Consider the following 16,400-nt stretch of genomic DNA (forward strand, 5'->3'; position numbering starts at 1 on the left):
TCCGGGGTGTGGCGTCGGGGGGGGGGGGGGGGGGGGCCCCCCGGGTTGTTGGGGTGTTTGTACTCACCCCATATGGGGGGCACCCCCCCACCCCCGGGGGGGGGGGGGCGCCCCCCGCGATAAAGTCACCGCTATAGTCAGCCACAGTTCATCTCACCGAAGACCTGCTCATGCCAGCTTCCTCTCTCACCACCGTATTCGCCACCGCGCCCGACGCGGTTGTCGTTGTGCGTGGGAGCCAGCAGCCGGCCATGATCAGTCACTACCCTCCACCTGTCAGTAGCGTGGTCGTGTGCGTCGTCGCACCGCCAGCGGTGGTAGTGCTGGGCTAAGCAGCCGGTCGCTGCGTCCCATCACACCTGCACCCTACTGAACACGGTTGGCTGCCCGCCCGGGCAGCACCGTTCGGCTTATCTGCCCGAATACAGGTGGCATTCATGTCTGCTTTATCGAAACAATCCGTGGCCTCGGCGGCCACCACCGGCCTGTTCGTCCTGCTCTGGAGTAGCGGGGCGATCGGCTCCAAGCTGGGCCTGGCCCACGCCAGTCCCTTTGCCTTTCTGCTGTTGCGTTCGGCCCTGGCCCTGTGCGGCCTGTTGCTGCTCGCGCCGTTGCTCAAATTGCGCTGGCCGCGCCAGCGCGCCGGGGTGCTGCAGGCCCTGGCCACCGGCTGCGTGCTGCTCGGTGCCTACCAGATCTTCTACCTGCTGGCGCTGAACACCCATGTCACCCCGGGGATCATGGCCACGGTGATGGGCGTGCAACCCATCCTCACCGTGGTGCTGATGGAGCGCCAGCGCTCCTGGAGCCGGTTGTTCGGCCTGGGCCTGGGTTTGAGCGGCTTGATCATGGTGGTCTACCAGGGCATCGGGTTGGGCGGCATTTCCCTGGCCGGCATGCTGTTCGCCTTGCTGGCGCTGGCGAGCATGACCCTCGGCTCGATCATGCAGAAGCGCATTACCGACAACCCCATGGGGACGCTGCCGCTGCAGTACATGGCCGGCCTGCTGATGTGTGCCGTGTTCGCACCGTTCCAGACGCTGCACGTCGAACTGACCGGCAGTTTCATCGCGGCCTTGCTGTGGATGGGGCTGGTGGTGTCGCTGCTGGCGACCCTGTTGCTGTACCGGCTGATCGCCCGTGGCAACCTGGTCAATGTCACCAGCCTGTTCTACCTGGTGCCGGCGGTGACGGCGATCATGGACTACCTGATCTTCGGTAATCGCCTGGCGGTATTGAGTTTGCTGGGTATGGGGTTGATCGTGGTCGGATTGCTGTTTGTGTTCCGCAAGCCGGCGGTAAGTGCGGTGCAACTGCAGGCTGACTAGTGTCCGCGTATCGCGGGGCAAGCCCGCTCCTACACCCCCCTGTGGGAGCGGGCTTGCCCCGCGAAGGGGCCGACGGTTTCAGGCCCGGACAGCCCGCCCGACCGCGGCGGGCTTGAGCACCAGCCACAGGGCCACGGCAATCAGCAGCCCGCCGTACAGGTGCGCCATCGACAGCGACTCATCCAGCAACCACGCGCCCCAGAGCACACCAAAAGCCGGGATCATGAAGGTCACGGTACTGGCCTTGACCGGGCCGATTTCGCTCAGCAGGCGGAAGTAAAGGATATAGGCGAACGCGGTGCACACCAGGCCCAGGCCCAGCAACGACAGCCAGACATCCCAGCCACCCCAGCTGGCCGGTGGTTGGGTCAGCACGCTGTAGCCGAACAGCGGCAACAGCAACAAGGTCGCACCGAGCATGCTGCCCAGGGCCGACAAGCGGCTGTCCAGGCCGCCTTGCTGGTCGAGCCAACGCCGGGCCAGAAAGCCGGCAAAACCATAGCAGGTGGTGGCCGCCAGGCACGACAGGGCACCCTGCAGCAATTGCGCGTCGAACGCCACCGGGCCTGCACCACTGAGAATGCCGACGCCGAACAGGCCGAGGAAAATGCCACTCAGCTTGGTCAGGGTCATGGGCTCGCGAAACAGCAGGGCGCCGATCAGTACTCCCATCAGGGGCGTGGTGGCATTGAAAATGGCCGAGTAACCGGCCGGCAGCACCTGGGCCGCAACCGAATAGAGGGTGGCCGGGATTCCCGAGTTGATCATGCCCAGCAGCAGGCAGGCCTTGAGTTTGCCGTTGAAGTCCCAGCGCACGCGCATCAGGGCAAGGATCACCAGCAAGCCTGCGCAGGCGATCGAAACCCGGAAAAACGCCGTCGGCAGGGTGCCCAGCACGGGCGCGATGATGCGCATGAACAGAAAGCTCGCCCCCCAGACAGCGGCAAGCATCAACAGGCGGGTGAGGGCGATGGGGCTCACGGTAGCGTACTCCTGATCCTTGGTAGGGGCGCGAGTGTCACCGACGGGGGCGGTGGAAGCAATCTGGATGTTGCTGTTGAATTCGCCATCGCCGGGTTATGCCGCTGCAGAAGGCTGGGCTCGCCCGTACAACTCGGGCACTGGCGTTCTTTCAGGCCTCAGCATACGTTTTCACCGCGTCCATCACACCCAGTCGTATTCGTGCTTAGGGCCGAAATGGATTAGGTGCGCCCACACACTGCTTCAAATGAGCAATATTCTCAGGACCTGTTTTAGTAGCGTCGATCCTGGCTGCCGGGTCAAGATAGACGTCGATCGTTTTCCCCCATTCTGGTGATATGCGGATACAACTCCGAGTTCCCTTGCCGATCCACCAATCGAAAATCATGAAGAAATCCTCGTCTGGGAATAGGTGGCCGATATCTGCAGTCGCTTGTCCAGGGAGCATGTCTCCTCTGTCGATACGGTGCTGTGTGTTCCAGATGTAGTGGAGCCTCTCCGTTCCATCTCTGGAGTAATAAACAGCGACTCTCGGCAACGTCACATACCAAAATATAAGTGATGCGAGGAGGAGCAGAGTGATCACTTTCCCCTTACTGAACTTGCTTACAGTTGTGGACATTAAAGCCCTCTCCCCCAATCCTCTTGTTTACAGCAAGGACCTTCTCCATGATTATTTTGGTGGCTTTTGGGGGTATTGCCGTTATGGTTTTGCAGTGTCCGCGATGCACTGTTTCAAACGATCAGTGTCTGTACCGCTCCCTTTGCTCCTATCGATATCGCCGTTACGGTCGAGGTAGATTTCTGTCGTCGGCCATTTGGGCGTGATACTGATGCAGTGCCTACGCTCACCTGCGCTCCACCAATCGAATCTCATAAAGAACTCTTCATTCGGAAAGATGTGTCCAACATCACCCGTTGTCTCATTTGGACGCAAATCTCCCCGGACGATTCTATTTTGTGTGTTCAGGACGTAGCTAATGTCCTTTGTACCGTCCTTTGAATAGAAGATGTAGACCTTTGGCGGTGCGTAGTACCAGAGCGCTGCCGCTACCACTAGCAACAGGGCAGCCCACCGCCCAAGGCGTGTCGGACTTGTCTTATGTACAGTCATGTTTTTGAATCCCTGTAGCCCATTCTACTATTGGCACCGCCAACACTTTATCCATGATGATTTTGGCAGTGACACCACCGTCCGGGTACTCCTTGTAAAGGTTCATTCCTATGACGATTGACACCCTATCGGGAACATCGTCCCATGCTCGCATCCCTTCAACACCGTCCGTCCTGCGTGGGCCTTTGAATTTTTCAGGGTTCCGCGCTTGCCGGTATAAATCAGAACCTATTTGCTCAACACCGGCGCCATCTAGCAAGACGCTGTCTGAAAGACCAGCGGCTATACCTACATATCCGTAGTGAATGTTCGACCAAATATCGTAGTAGTAGTCATATGCCCCTTGCTTATGCCAAGGTTTTGTACCAAATAGCTTTATCAGTTTCGGCTTGTGGTCCCACTCCATATCCTGTCCAACTTTTTTAGTCCAGATTGCCGCTGCTGCCGCCTTTTTAGCTTTAGCGATGTCGCTGTAGTTCGGTGAGCCACCCAGGCGAGCGAAAAATGGTAGTTTTGAGAACTGCTTTGCCGCCACATCAGGGTCGTAGTTAATGAGACTTTTCATCTCCAATACAGCCGGGTCACGGATGTTGCGATTCATTTCTCCCGCAATGTACTTCGCCAACTCTTCCATTTGATCAGGATGATTGCAGGCGATGGGGGCTGTTTTAACCTCATCCAGCTGTTCGGGTGGGACAAGTGGGGATGCGTCGGCATGAGGGGGAGTTCGAACATTCGTCATTGAGGCGGTCTGCGCGGGACCATTGCCAGAGAAACTGGGAGCTTGATCAACTGCACCGGAGTCTCGTGGTGTCGCGTTCCGCCTGGACTCATAAGAGGCGTTAAAACTCGAGGGGAGAAGTCGGGCCTTGCATGGACAGCCACTGATGCTGTCCAGGGTTCCTGCCACGTACCTGCCGTGACTGCTGATGAAGGACACCCCGCCAACGATTGGATAAGCCTTGCCATCCTTGCCGCAAGAGACTCGATCACCCTCGCGGGCATGAGCAATTCCAAACATCATGACGCGGGTGTCCGCTTCCAGAACCGTACCACCACAAGTGGTTTTGTCTCCCAAGCGGATGAAATGCCCGGTTGCCATATCAACTCCCTTTAGCAGTTGTTCCATTCAGGTCAAACGTTCCAGCTGGATGCTGAAAAACGTGCACTTTGAACGGCGCTGAAGTGATAGGTATGCAGTGCTTGTCTGAAGAACGTGGAGGAAACTTCTGAAGATGCGCGTCAATGAGTCGTGCGAATTTGGCCGATACGCCCGGGGCAATGGGCTTTCGTTGCCCGCGGCGACTGGCTAAGCTCAGGCTTTGACATGCCCGCAGAGGTCTGACGTATGCCCCAGCAATGGCCGGCCGCCGATATCGCCCGGATGATTCTCGATGGATTCGACAACTACCGGGAGCATTTTCGCCAGATCACCATTGGCGCCCGTGCCCGCTTCGAGCAGGCCCAGTGGCCGCAGACCCAGAGTGCGTCGGCGGCGCGGATCAACCTCTACGAGGAAAAGGTCAGCGAAGTCAGTGGCTGGCTGCGTGAGGCGTTCGAGGCCGAGGAACTGCTGGACGTGGCGCTCTGGCCACTGGTCAAGAGCGCCTACATCAACCTGATCGACCCGCGCCTGGACGATGAGCTGTCGGAGACCTGGTACAACTCGATCTTCTGCAGCCTGTTCCGCCACGACCTGATCAGCGACGGCTGCATGTTCATCCACACCACCCGACCGTCGCTGCGCAGCCATGAACGGGCGGCGCAAACCCGCACCTACCGGCCCCAGGGCAGCCTGGGCAGCCTGCTGGCGCAGATCTTTGCCGACTACAGCTTCGACGCCCCCTACGGCGACCTGCAGGGCGACCTGCACCGGCTGGAGTCGCAACTGCGCGAGAACCTGCCGGACTGGGTCTGCAAGGACCCGGCCCTGGCGGTGGAACTGTTCTCGCCGGTGCTGTACCGAAACAAGGGGGCGTACCTGGTGGGGCGGATCTACACCCGGGACGAGCAGTGGCCACTGGTGATTCCGCTGCTGCACCGCGAAGGCCACGGCATCGAGATCGACGCGCTGATCACCGATGAAGCCGAAGTGTCGATCATCTTCTCTTTCACCCGTTCGTACTTCATGGTCGATGTGCCGGTGCCGGCCGAGTTCGTCGGCTTCTTGCGGCGCATTCTGCCGGGCAAGCACATTGCCGAGCTGTACACCTCCATCGGCTTCTACAAGCACGGTAAGTCGGAGTTCTACCGGGCGCTGATCAATCACCTGGCCAGCACCGACGACCGCTTCATCATGGCCCCGGGTGTGCGCGGCATGGTCATGAGCGTGTTCACCCTGCCGGGCTTCAACACCGTGTTCAAGATCATCAAGGACCGCTTTTCGCCGTCCAAGAGTGTCGACCGCGCCACGGTGATCGAGAAGTATCGGCTGGTGAAGAGTGTCGATCGGGTAGGGCGCATGGCCGATACCCAGGAGTTCGCCGACTTTCGCTTCCCCTTGAGCAAATTCGAGCCCGAGTGCCTGGCCGAACTGCTCGAAGTGGCGCCCTCGACCGTCGAGGTGCAAGGTGACACCGTACTGGTGCGCCATTGCTGGACCGAGCGGCGCATGACCCCGCTCAACCTGTACCTGGAGAACGCCAACGACGCCCAGGTGCGCGAGGCCCTGGAAGACTACGGCCTGGCGATCAAGCAACTGGCGGCGGCGAACATCTTCCCCGGCGACATGCTGCTGAAGAACTTTGGCGTGACCCGTCATGGCCGGGTGGTGTTCTACGACTACGACGAGATCTGCTTTCTCACCGAGGTCAACTTCCGTTACATCCCGCCGCCGCGCTTTCCGGAAGACGAGATGTCGTCCGAGCCCTGGTACTCGATCGGACCGCTGGATGTGTTTCCCGAGGAGTTCCCGCCGTTCCTGTTCGCCGACAGTGGCCAGCGCCGGTTATTCAGCCAGTTGCATGGCGAACTGTACGACGCCAACTACTGGAAAGGGCTGCAGGAGGCGATTCGCGCCGGCAAGGTGATCGACGTGTTCCCGTACCGGCGCAAGGCCCGGGAATGCTGAAAAACAACTCACCCAGCCCCGAGAGAGCGTCACCAGACCCTGTGGGAGCTGGCGACAGCCAGCGATCGAGCGCAACGCGGTGTATAGCCGAGCCGGCCATTCGCAGGCTACGCCAGCTCCCACAAGTGTTCGAGCGTTAACCTTTCATACACTTCATCTCACTGAAATCCTTGCGCACCTGGTCCAGCTTCTGCTCCAGGTGCTGGCGCTGGCGTTCGCTGCTCTGGGCCATCAGGTCGATCAGCAGGCGTCGCGTCTCCTGTTCGGAGCGCTGGAAGAACTGGCGGTACTCCGGCGTCCACAGGCTTTCACGATTTTTCAGCAATTGCGCAAGGCGCGGCTCGAAGTTGGCGGTCTTGCGTTGGTCCAGCGCCGCGCTGAAGTGCGCCTGCCAATTCGCCCGGTTGGCGATCGATTCACGGTTCTGCTCACCCAGGCTTTGCGACCAGGCCATGATGCGCACCTGTTGTTGCGAGCTCAGTTCACCGAACCAGGGCGACAGGCGCTTTTCCATGCGTTCGGCGCGCGATTCGATCTGTCGGGCCAGGGGTGTTTTCACAAAACGGGCCTGGCGTTCGCTGATGTCTTCGCTGAACGCCTGGCGCATCTCGCGCACCTGCTCATCGTCCATCGCCCGCAACAACTGGGCGGCCGAAGGGGTGATCTGGTCCGCCACCCGGGCAATGGCCTGCTTGGCTTCCTGGGTGCGCAGTTGCAATTGCTGATCGGTGACCTGGTTGGTGGCGACCATCTGTCGGACTTCGTCGATCCAGTTCAGGTAGCCCGGCAGCTGAGTGCGGCAATGCCAGGCCAGGTGCTGCTTGAGCCGCTGGTCGAACCAGGTCTTCTGCTGGCGGTTCATGTTCAGGTAGTCGTTCAACGACCAGGGCACCAGCATATCGAGGTTGCGATAGGCCAGGTCGATACGGTTGCAGGCCAGCACCAGCAGGGCGGCCGTGAGCAGAAGCAGGAGGCTGCGCAGGGGCTTGTACAGGCTGGCGTACATGAGCGAATCCTTGCGGTGGCGTGCTTGTCTTTATAGATCAGCTTGGCCCATTGCGGTTCCTTTCGCAGGTTCCGGTGTAGAATGCCGGTCTTGCTTTGAGGATTTTCGGAAATGGCTCTAGTTGGGCGTTACAACAGTTTGCAAATCGTGAAACACACGGACTTCGGCCTGTACCTGGACGGCGGCGTGGATGGCGAAATCCTCCTGCCCAACCGCTACATTCCCAAGGACACGCCCACCGAAGTCGAAGACTGGCTGAACGTGTTCGTCTACCTGGACAGCGAAGACAAGCTGATCGCGACCACCGAAAAGACCAAGCTGCAGGTCGGCGAGTTCGCCAGCCTCAAGGTCAAGGAAATCAACAGCATCGGCATCTTCCTCGACTGGGGCCTGCCCAAGGACCTGTTGATGCCGTACTCCGAAGAAAAGCGCCAGATGCGCCAGGGCGAGTACTGCGTGGTGCATGCCTACCTGGACAAGCGCACTCGCCGGATCACTGCCACCGCGCGCCTGGACCGCTACCTGGACAAGGTGCCGGCCACCTACAAAGCCGGCCAGGAAGTCGACCTGCTGGTGGTCGAAGAAACCCCGATGGGCTTCAAGGCGATCATCAACAACAAGCACTGGGGCCTGATCCACAAGAACGAAGTGTTCAAGTTCCTGCGCGCCGGCAAGCAGGAGAAGGGCTACATCAAGGAAATGCGCAGCGACGGCAAGATCGCCCTGAGCCTGCAACCGGTCGGCCAGGACCTGGCCAACAGCCTGCAGGACAAGATCCTGGCCAAACTCAAGGAGGCCAATGGTGTGCTGGCGGTCAGCGACAAGAGCGATCCGCAGCTGATCAGCGACCTGTTCGGGGTCAGCAAGGGCAACTTCAAGAAGGCCATCGGTGCCTTGTACAAGGATGGCCGTATCGTCATCCACGCCGACCGCATCGAGCTGGTCTGATCAGGCCTGGCGAAAGCCTGCGAAGTTCAGGTTTTCGCCGCCCGGGCGCAGGTCCTGGAGCAGCGAGTCGCGGTCAGCGCTCAGGGCCAGGCTGATGGTCGAGCGTCGCTTGCCGGGGTGGCGCACTTCCATTTTTTCCAGATGGGCCTTCAGGTAGTTCACCGGCACCTTCAAGTGCTGCAACTCGTCGGTTTCGGGCGTGTGCAGCAGCAGGTTGACCCAGTCGGCCGCTCCTTTGCGCAGTACCAGTTTCACCGGCACATCGAACCACCACAGGCTGCGCTTGGTATCGAGCACGGCGAACAGGGTGTTGTCGCTGGCGAGCACGGGTTTATCCAGCTCCAGGTTGCGACGGGCGATGGCGGCGGGTTTGTCGAGTTTCATGCAGGTTCCTACGGGTGACGCTTGAAAGGTCGACTATTGTGCTGGCAATGCAGCGAAACATAAAGCGGCGTCGGGTCGTCTGGGTAATCTGCGCCAATCGATGGCAACTTTGGGTCGATCGTCGTTTAGACTTCAATGAAGACCTGAATGAGGAGCCCAGGCCATGACCCTCGAACGGCGAAAGGAGACGCTATGATTTTCCCCGACCTGCGCGGCTTGCCGTTGCATCGCGTGCTGGTGCGCACCGTCAAGGAGTTTCTCGATGACGAGATGTCCACCTATGCCTCGGCGCTGGCCTACCAGATGCTGTTCTCGATGTTTCCCTTCCTGCTGTTCCTGATCGCCCTGATCGGTTTTCTGCACCTGCCCGACTTCTTTTCCTGGCTGCGCCTGCAATCGGAACTGGTCTTGCCGCCCCAGGCCCTGGAGCAGGTCAATCCGGTGATCGACCAGTTGCAGCAGTCCAAGGGCGGCCTGCTGTCGGTGGGTATCGTCATCGCCCTGTGGACGGCCTCGGCCGGCGTGCGGCTGATGATGAGCGCCATGAACGCGGCCTACGATGTGGTCGAAGGGCGGCCCATCTGGAAGCGTCTGCCTTTGTCGGTCATTTATACCGTGGGCATCGCCGGCATGCTGCTGGCCGCCGCCGCGCTGATGGTGCTGGGGCCGCAGGTCATGGAGTGGATCGCCGCCCAGATCGGCATGCAGGAGTTTATCGTCACCCTGTGGACCGTGTTGCGCTGGCCGGCGATCATCCTGTTGATGATGATGGCGGTGGCGCTGATCTATTACGTGATGCCGGATGTGAAGCAGGAGTTCCGGCTGATCACGCCAGGCTCGGTACTGGCGGTCGTGGTGTGGATCATCGCCTCCCTGGCGTTCGGTTACTACGTCAAGACCTTCGCCGACTACAACGCCATGTACGGCAGTATTGGTGCGATCATTGTCTTGCTGTTGTATTTCTACATTTCTGCGGCGGTCCTGTTGCTGGGCGCGGAAATGAATGCCGTGATCGACTACATGTCGGCCGAAGGCAAGAGCCCCGACAACACGGGGGCGGGCGGCGAGGTCCATGAACATGAGAAAAAACATGTTTCCGGGTTGGGCCGCGACCACTCCCATGACCATTCGGATGCCCACGAAGGCGAACCCTTGAGTCGAACTTCCCATGATTCGTGACATTCTCAAAATGGGCGACGAGCGCTTGCTGCGCATTGCACCGCCCGTGCCCTCGCAACTGCTCGGCAGTCCTGAACTTGAGCAACTGATTGCCGACATGTTCGAGACCATGCGCCATGTCGGCGGTGTCGGCCTGGCCGCGCCGCAGATCGGCGTCGACCTGCAACTGGTGATTTTCGGTTTCGAGCGCAGCGAGCGTTATCCGGACGCCGAACCCGTGCCACAGACCATTCTGCTCAATCCGGTGATCACCCCGCTGGGTACCGAGGTGGAAGACGGCTGGGAAGGCTGCCTGTCGGTGCCCGGCCTGCGCGGCGTGGTGCCGCGTTTTCAACGTATTCGCTACGAGGGCATCGACCCGCAGGGACAGCCGGTCGACCGGATCGCCGAAGGCTTCCATGCCCGGGTGGTGCAGCATGAGTGCGATCACCTGATCGGACGGCTTTACCCCTCGCGCATCCACGACTTCAGCAAGTTCGGCTATACCGAGGTGCTGTTCCCCGGGCTGGATCCGGCCAGCGACGACTGAGCACGGATCATCGCCAGCAACGGCTTGCTGCGCTGGTATCGGGCCAGGCGCTCGGCCAGTGGCGCGGGCAGTTCCATGCACTGGGCAAATCCCTGGCGTTGGTAGAAGGTCGAAAGGTCCGGGTGGCAGAACAACCAGACCGGCCCCTCGATCGAGCCGATGGCCTGGTCGATCAGCCGTCCGGCGATCCCCTGCTGCCTGTAGGCCTGCTCCACCCACAACCCGGTCAGCCAGTGACCCTCGCCGACCGGGCTCAGGCACAAGGCCGCGACAATGCCCTGGTCACGGGCGACCCAGCACTGGCCATTGGCGGTGGCGCGCATGGGTGAACCCTGGCTTTTGTAGAATTTGTTCAATAATGGCTGTTCGAGCCCGCTTAGCGAGCAGAAGCGTAGGTTGGTCACGAGAATCATCCAGCAGAGGCTCTAGCCCGGGCTTTTACACCGGCATAGGCAGGTTGTCGAGGGCTGCAGGCGGAAGGCATTGTTGCAAAACACGTAACAGTGAATGTCCGGGGCAGGGCTTAAAGCTTACAGGCCAAGTTGTAAACTAGCCCTGTCCCACCAAGAATACAAACAGTGGGACCGGTACTTCGTGTTATGTCCGCTAGTTGATATAGCAACTTCTCCGCGCCCCTGTTGGCCAATAGAAGTCAATCGATTCGTTTGATTGCTTTGCAGGCTTATTATCATGAAAAGTTTACTGGTACTTGCACTGGCTGGTCTGTCTTCGTTCGCCCTGGCAGATGAAGTAACAACTGCATCGGCACAGCCAGCCGTTGAACAATACGACTATAGCCAGAACCTGGATATCGCCAAAGTCATCAGTTTGTCGACCCTGCCCAATGTGTGTGAAGTCGTGCCGGCCACCATGGTCTACGAAGACCATCAAGGGCAACGCCACACCATAGAATACCGCGCCATGGGTAATGGTTGCAGCAACGGTTGAATACTTGTACTAGTTGAATTATCCGTTAGTTGTAACTGGCAAGGCTTTATTGTCAAAACTCTGCGCAATCCTGTTGCCCGGTCGTTCCATCCACGGGACTTTCGCGGGCCAGGAGTTGACGCTTGCGTTCGACACCCCAGCGGTAACCCGAAAGGTTGCCATCGCTGCGCACCACCCGGTGGCAGGGAATGGCTACCGCCAGGGCATTGGCCGCGCAGGCCTGGGCCACGGCGCGTACGGCCCTGGGGGCGCCGATCTTGCGGGCAATCTCGGCATAGCTGGCCGTGGTGCCGGCCGGGATCGTTCGCAGGGCTTGCCAGACCCTTTCCTGAAAGGCCGTGCCGCGTAGGTCCAGCGGCAGATCGAGGCCGATTCCCGGCACCTCGATCAGGCCCACCACCCTGGCCACCAGGGTTTCGAATCCGCTATCCCCACCCAGTAGTTCAGCCTTCGGGAATTTGTCCTGCAGGTCGTGCAGCAATTGCTGCGGGTCATCACCGAGCAGTATCGCGCAGATGCCCCGTGCACTTTGCGCCACCAGGATCGAACCCAATGAACACTGGCCGATGGCAAAGCGGATTTCGGTATTGGCCCCTCCATCGCGGTAAGCCCCGGGGGTCATGCCCAGGCGCGCGTTGCTGGACTCGTAGAAGCGGCTGTTGGAATTGAAGCCGGCCTCATACAGGGCCTCGGTAATACTGCTCGCTTGCTGCAACTGGGCTCGCACCCTGCGCGCCCGGTGCGCCGACGCGTAGGCCTTGGGCGTGACGCCGGTGATGGCTTTGAACACCCGGTGAAAGTGGAAGGGGCTCATGCCCAGTTGCTCGGCCAGTTGGTTGAGGCTGGGCGCTGACTCGGCCGCTTCTATCAACTGGCAGGCCTGGGTCACCTGGGCCCGATGCTGTTCGGCCCGGTGCGTCTGATCCGCTGCCCGCCGCCTGCTGGGACGGTAGCCAGCGGCTTCGGCCTGTTCGGCGGTGTCGAAGAACTCGACGTTCTCGATCCGTGGCAGGCGCGAGGTGCTGCTGGGGCGGCAGTACACCCCGGTGGTACGCACGGCATAGACGAAGGCCCGGTCCGCTGCCGGGTCGCGGGCCAGCATGGCTTGCCAGCGTGGATCGGTTTCGCTGATTCGGGATTTGCCCTGGCTCATTTCAACGTGCTCTCGCTGAGTGTCAACGGCTCCAGAGTGGCGTAGGCGGCGGCGCAAGTAACTCCGGCTCTTGCGTTCAAACTCGGGGGCTCGGCACTCGCCACAGGTACCAGGCGGCCACGGTTCGATAAGGGCTCCAGGCCTGCCCGAGCTCGATCATCTGCCGACGCTTTGGCTGGGTCTCCAGCCCCTGCAATCGACGGTAGCCCTCGCGCACGCCAAAGTCATCGGCCGGGAGGATGTCCATGCGCTCGAGGGTATAGATCAGCAGCATCTCCACCGTCCAGCGACCGACACCGCGCAGGCTGACCAGGCGCTCGATCAGCTGTTCGTCATTCAGCGCCAGGGCCTGGTCGTGATCGGGTACCAGCCCCTCTTCACGGGCACGGGCAATGCCCTGGATGGTCGCCAGCTTGCTGGCGGAAAAACCACAGGCGCGCAGCTTTTCCGGCGTAGTCGCCAGCACCTGTGCGGGGCTGGGGAAGTCGCAATCCGGATAGAGCGCCAGGAAGCGTCCGAGGATCGCATCGCCGGCCTTGACGTGCAGTTGCTGGTAGGCGATCGCCCGCACCAGCGCCTGGTAGGGGTCGCGATTGGGGCGCGGCTGATGCTGGCAGGGACCGATGGCCTGGACATGCGCGGCCCAGTGTGGGTCCAGGGAAGCCAGGAAGCCCTCGGCCTGGCGGTAGAATTCGCTCATTGTTTCTCCAGGGCCTGCGCCACCCGCTCCAGCGCCTGTTTCAGCTCGGCGCGGCTGCTGGCGGCGGACAGGCTGATGCGAACGGCCGGCAGGTCGCTCTGTTTTACCGCAAAGACCTCGGCAGGGACCACCTCCACGGCATGGGCCCGGCAGCGTTGCACCAGGGCTTGTGCCGGTTGTGTGCAGTGCAGCCAGATGTGCGGGGAGGGGTGCTGGCTGTAGAGCCGGTCACTGCCCAGGATCCGCCGCGCCAGGCGCCAGCGCCAGGCGATTTCTTCGCGCTGCCAGGCCAGGCGCCGGGCGGCGGTGCCGTCGGCGATCCAGCGACAGGCGATCTGCAGGTTCAGCGGTGATACCTGCCAGTGGGTGGCCTGGGCATGCGGGTCGACCTTGGCCAGCCACTGCGGGTTAGCGACGATCCAGCCCAGGCGCAAGCCTGCGCCGACGGTCTTGGACAAACTGCTGAGCAGAATACCCTGCTGGCCGAGCAGCGGCCACAAGGGGGGCTGGTCGACCAGCGCGCCGTAGACATCATCCTCGATCACCAGCAGGCCGTGGCGGCGCACCACGTCGGCAACGGCCTGCTGGCGCTCAAGGCTCATGCAGGTGGCAGTGGGGTTCTGCAGACTGGGCGTAAGCACCACCACCCGGGCGCCGGTGGCCCTTGCGACCCGGTCCAGGTCGTGCGGGATGATGCCGTACAGGTCCTGGGCAATGCCCTGCAAGGGCAGGCGCAATTGCCGACAGGCGGCCTTGATGCCAGGCGCGGTCAGGGCTTCGACCAGCACCGGCTCGCCAGCCTGGCACAGCGACAGCAACAGGCTGAACAGGCCCTGCTGGGCACCGCCGCACAGCAGCACCTGGCTCGCGGTCAGTTGCAGGCCACGATTGCCCAGCCAGGCGGCGCCTTGCACCCGGGCGAGCAACAGCGCCTCTGCGCTCAGGTAATGTTCCAGGCTACGGGTTTCGCCACTGCTCAGCAGGCTCTGCAGGGTGAGCTCGATGTCGTGGTTGTCGGGGTCGATGGCCGGCACGTTGGTCGACAGGTCGATCAGGTCGGGCTGCAGGTCCTGCTGCTTGAGGTGGAACAGCGTGGCCTCCTTGCTGCCGGCCAGCACATAGGTGCCACGGCCGACCTCACCGCTGACCAGGTGTCGCACGGCGGCTTCCCGGTAGGCCTGCTGCGTGGTGCTGGGGTTGAGCCCCAGGTTCCAGGCCAGGCGTCGTTGCGGCGGCAGGCGCTCGCCCACCTTCAGCTCGCCACGCTCGATGGCCGTGGCAATGGCATCGACCAGTGCCAGGTAGCGCGGCTGGTCATTGTCGGGGAGGGTGGGTGTCCACATTTATTGTTGGCCATGCAATATAAGCTTTTACCCATACAATGCCCCGGCGCTAGGATCAGGTCAAACCCACTGCTGCCGAGGTGCCCCATGTTCGACCTGCCTGCCTTGCGTGATGCTGCCCGCCTGGTGAATGCCCATGTGCCTGCCACCCCCCAATATGCCTGGCCGCGGCTGGCCGAGCGCTTGGGTTGCGAAGTCTGGGTCAAGCACGAGAACCATGCCCCGACCGGCGCCTTCAAGGTCCGGGGTGGCTTGCTCTATGTGCAATGGTTGCGGGCAGAGCGGCCGCAGGTGCGGGGGCTGGTCACCGCCACGCGGGGCAACCATGGCCAGAGCATGGCGCTGGCGGCGCGCAATGCCGGACTGCCGATCATCATCGTCGTGCCCCAGGGCAATTCACGAGAAAAGAACGCGGCGATGCGCGCACTCGGTGCGGAGTTGATCGAGCATGGCGCCGACTTCGACCAGTCCCGTGAGGAGGCTGCGCGCCAGGCGCAATTGCACGGCTATGAAATGGTGCCGTCGTTTCATCCGCAACTGGTGCGCGGGGTGGCGACCTATGCCCTGGAATTGCTTGAGGCCGTGCGCGACCTCGATTGTGTCTATGTCCCTATCGGCATGGGCTCGGGCATCTGCGGCCTGATCCAGGCCCGCAACCTGTTGGGGCTGCGCACCGAGATCGTCGGCGTGGTGTCCACGGCGGCGGATGCCTTTGCCTTGAGTGTCGAGCAAGGCCAGATCGTCACTACCGCCACCGCCGACACCTTCGCCGACGGCATGGCCTGTCGCATACCGATGCCCGAGGCCTTCGAAATCATCCGCGCGCATGCGGCGCGTATCGTGCGGGTCAGTGATGATGAAATCGCCGGGGCCATGCGCATCTATCACGAGGATACCCACAACACCGCGGAAGGCGCGGGGGCGGCAGGCCTGGCGGCCCTGATCCAGGAGCGCGAGCGGCAACGGGGGCGCAAGGTGGCGGTGATTCTCAGTGGCGCCAATGTCGATCGGGAGCGGTATGCGCAGGTGTTGAGTGAAAAATGTTGAATTGATCTGTTGGAAAAAGTGCTATCTTATTTTGATAGCATTTTCCGATGAACAATCGATATCGCAAAATCCTCGACAGCATTTTTCGCACGCCCACCAGTGCCATTCTGGTGTTCGCCGACATTGAAGCACTGGTTGTGCATCTGGGCGGCCAGGTGGTTGAGCGTGAGGGTTCCAGGGTCAAGCTTGTTCTGGGGGCTCAGCAGTGGCGTTGCCACAGGCCGCACCCGGGCAAGGAGGCCAAGCGATATCAAGTCGAAGAAGCCCGCGAGTTTCTCCTGCGGGCAGGAGTACAGCCATGAACACGATGCACCACAAGGGCTACAACGCCCGCATCGACTACGACCCCCGTGACGACATTTTCGTCGGCCGGGTACTGGGCGTTCGGGACATCATCAGCTTTCATGCCAGCTCCGTCAGCCAGTTGCATGAGGCGTTTCACCTGGCGCTGGACGATTACCTGGCCGATTGTGCCGAGCGTGGTGTGGCGCCCGAGCGGCCCGCGTCAGGCAAGGTCATGTTGCGCATTCGCCCAGAGGTCCACGCTGCGGCGACCATTGCCGCACAGTCAGCGGGCAAGAGTCTCAATCAGTGGGCGGACGAAGTCTTCGAGCGTGCGGCTCAGGCTTGACGGGATTTCGCTCGGGCGAAGCAATTTCTTCCAATACAG

Annotated in this window: 18 protein-coding genes; 9 read left to right on the top strand and 9 right to left on the bottom strand. The window is 61.3% G+C overall.

The window, feature by feature from the left end:
• Positions 1 to 137: 137 nt before the first annotated feature.
• A complete protein-coding gene (locus M2D63_RS14840) occupies positions 138 to 263 on the bottom strand; it encodes a hypothetical protein (protein WP_285863690.1) in 126 nt (41 codons plus the stop codon).
• Between the two features lie 174 nt (positions 264 to 437).
• Between M2D63_RS14840 and M2D63_RS14845 the strand changes: the two genes are divergently transcribed.
• A complete protein-coding gene (locus tag M2D63_RS14845; protein WP_285863691.1) occupies positions 438 to 1,328 on the top strand; it encodes a DMT family transporter in 891 nt (296 codons plus the stop codon).
• Positions 1,329 to 1,406: 78 nt separating this feature from the next.
• Here the strand turns inward: M2D63_RS14845 and M2D63_RS14850 are convergent, their stop codons facing one another.
• A complete protein-coding gene (locus tag M2D63_RS14850; RefSeq protein ID WP_285863692.1) occupies positions 1,407 to 2,309 on the bottom strand; it encodes a DMT family transporter in 903 nt (300 codons plus the stop codon).
• Between the two features lie 1,100 nt (positions 2,310 to 3,409).
• Positions 3,410 to 4,552 carry a polymorphic toxin type 44 domain-containing protein gene (locus tag M2D63_RS14855; RefSeq protein ID WP_285863694.1) on the bottom strand — a complete coding sequence of 381 codons (1,143 nt, stop codon included), beginning with the start codon at positions 4,550 to 4,552 and terminating at the stop codon, positions 3,410 to 3,412.
• Positions 4,553 to 4,771: 219 nt separating this feature from the next.
• Here M2D63_RS14855 and aceK point away from each other — a divergent pair, with 219 nt between their 5' ends.
• A complete protein-coding gene (aceK, locus tag M2D63_RS14860) occupies positions 4,772 to 6,493 on the top strand; it encodes a bifunctional isocitrate dehydrogenase kinase/phosphatase (protein ID WP_285863695.1) in 1,722 nt (573 codons plus the stop codon).
• A gap of 136 nt (positions 6,494 to 6,629) precedes the next feature.
• Here aceK and M2D63_RS14865 read toward each other — a convergent pair whose 3' ends face one another.
• Positions 6,630 to 7,499 (bottom strand): DUF6279 family lipoprotein, encoded by an 870-nt coding sequence (locus M2D63_RS14865; RefSeq protein ID WP_285863696.1) that lies wholly within the window; start codon positions 7,497 to 7,499, stop codon positions 6,630 to 6,632.
• Between the two features lie 111 nt (positions 7,500 to 7,610).
• Here M2D63_RS14865 and M2D63_RS14870 point away from each other — a divergent pair, with 111 nt between their 5' ends.
• Positions 7,611 to 8,447, top strand: a complete 837-nt coding sequence (locus M2D63_RS14870) for a S1 RNA-binding domain-containing protein (RefSeq protein ID WP_285863697.1) — start codon at positions 7,611 to 7,613, stop codon at positions 8,445 to 8,447.
• On the opposite strand, the gene M2D63_RS14875 is transcribed toward M2D63_RS14870, so the two are convergent.
• Positions 8,448 to 8,831 (bottom strand): hypothetical protein, encoded by a 384-nt coding sequence (locus M2D63_RS14875; RefSeq protein ID WP_285863698.1) that lies wholly within the window; start codon positions 8,829 to 8,831, stop codon positions 8,448 to 8,450. It abuts the gene before it with no gap.
• A gap of 192 nt (positions 8,832 to 9,023) precedes the next feature.
• Here M2D63_RS14875 and M2D63_RS14880 point away from each other — a divergent pair, with 192 nt between their 5' ends.
• Together M2D63_RS14880 and def are read left to right on the top strand one after the other, a co-directional pair.
• Positions 9,024 to 10,010: a YihY/virulence factor BrkB family protein gene (locus tag M2D63_RS14880; protein ID WP_285863699.1), complete on the top strand. Its 987-nt coding sequence runs from the start codon at positions 9,024 to 9,026 to the stop codon at positions 10,008 to 10,010.
• Positions 10,000 to 10,539 (top strand): peptide deformylase, encoded by a 540-nt coding sequence (gene def, locus M2D63_RS14885; protein ID WP_285863700.1) that lies wholly within the window; start codon positions 10,000 to 10,002, stop codon positions 10,537 to 10,539. The genes M2D63_RS14880 and def overlap by 11 nt, the downstream gene beginning before the upstream one ends.
• Here the strand turns inward: def and M2D63_RS14890 are convergent.
• On the bottom strand, positions 10,491 to 10,952 hold the full coding sequence (locus tag M2D63_RS14890) for a GNAT family N-acetyltransferase (RefSeq protein ID WP_405310171.1): 462 nt from the start codon (positions 10,950 to 10,952) through the stop codon (positions 10,491 to 10,493). The two genes, def and M2D63_RS14890, sit on opposite strands and share 49 nt — an antisense overlap.
• 277 nt (positions 10,953 to 11,229) lie before the next feature.
• Between M2D63_RS14890 and M2D63_RS14895 the strand changes: the two genes are divergently transcribed.
• Entirely contained in the window at positions 11,230 to 11,487 is a 258-nt protein-coding gene (locus M2D63_RS14895) for a DUF2790 domain-containing protein (RefSeq protein WP_285863702.1), read from the top strand.
• A 52-nt stretch (positions 11,488 to 11,539) separates the two neighbouring features.
• On the opposite strand, the gene ada is transcribed toward M2D63_RS14895, so the two are convergent.
• From ada to M2D63_RS14910, 3 genes are all read right to left on the bottom strand, one after another.
• A complete protein-coding gene (gene ada / locus M2D63_RS14900) occupies positions 11,540 to 12,640 on the bottom strand; it encodes a bifunctional DNA-binding transcriptional regulator/O6-methylguanine-DNA methyltransferase Ada (protein WP_285863703.1) in 1,101 nt (366 codons plus the stop codon).
• Between the two features lie 76 nt (positions 12,641 to 12,716).
• A complete protein-coding gene (locus tag M2D63_RS14905) occupies positions 12,717 to 13,340 on the bottom strand; it encodes a DNA-3-methyladenine glycosylase (protein ID WP_285863704.1) in 624 nt (207 codons plus the stop codon).
• A complete protein-coding gene (locus M2D63_RS14910; RefSeq protein WP_285863705.1) occupies positions 13,337 to 14,683 on the bottom strand; it encodes a PLP-dependent aminotransferase family protein in 1,347 nt (448 codons plus the stop codon). The genes M2D63_RS14905 and M2D63_RS14910 overlap by 4 nt, the downstream gene beginning before the upstream one ends.
• Positions 14,684 to 14,770: 87 nt before the next feature.
• Here M2D63_RS14910 and M2D63_RS14915 point away from each other — a divergent pair, with 87 nt between their 5' ends.
• The 3 genes from M2D63_RS14915 to M2D63_RS14925 are packed head-to-tail and all read left to right on the top strand — an operon-like array spanning position 14,771 to position 16,361.
• Positions 14,771 to 15,730, top strand: coding sequence for a threonine dehydratase (locus tag M2D63_RS14915; protein WP_285863706.1), 960 nt, complete (start codon positions 14,771 to 14,773; stop codon positions 15,728 to 15,730).
• Positions 15,731 to 15,777: 47 nt separating this feature from the next.
• Positions 15,778 to 16,032, top strand: coding sequence for a type II toxin-antitoxin system HicA family toxin (locus M2D63_RS14920; protein WP_285863707.1), 255 nt, complete (start codon positions 15,778 to 15,780; stop codon positions 16,030 to 16,032).
• The gene (locus M2D63_RS14925) at positions 16,029 to 16,361 is read left to right on the top strand and encodes a type II toxin-antitoxin system HicB family antitoxin (RefSeq protein ID WP_285863708.1); all 333 of its coding nucleotides are present in this window, start codon (positions 16,029 to 16,031) and stop codon (positions 16,359 to 16,361) included. The genes M2D63_RS14920 and M2D63_RS14925 overlap by 4 nt, the downstream gene beginning before the upstream one ends.
• Positions 16,362 to 16,400 lie beyond the last annotated feature (39 nt).

The sequence above is a fragment of the Pseudomonas sp. BJa5 genome, from assembly GCF_030272875.2.
GTDB lineage: Bacteria > Pseudomonadota > Gammaproteobacteria > Pseudomonadales > Pseudomonadaceae > Aquipseudomonas.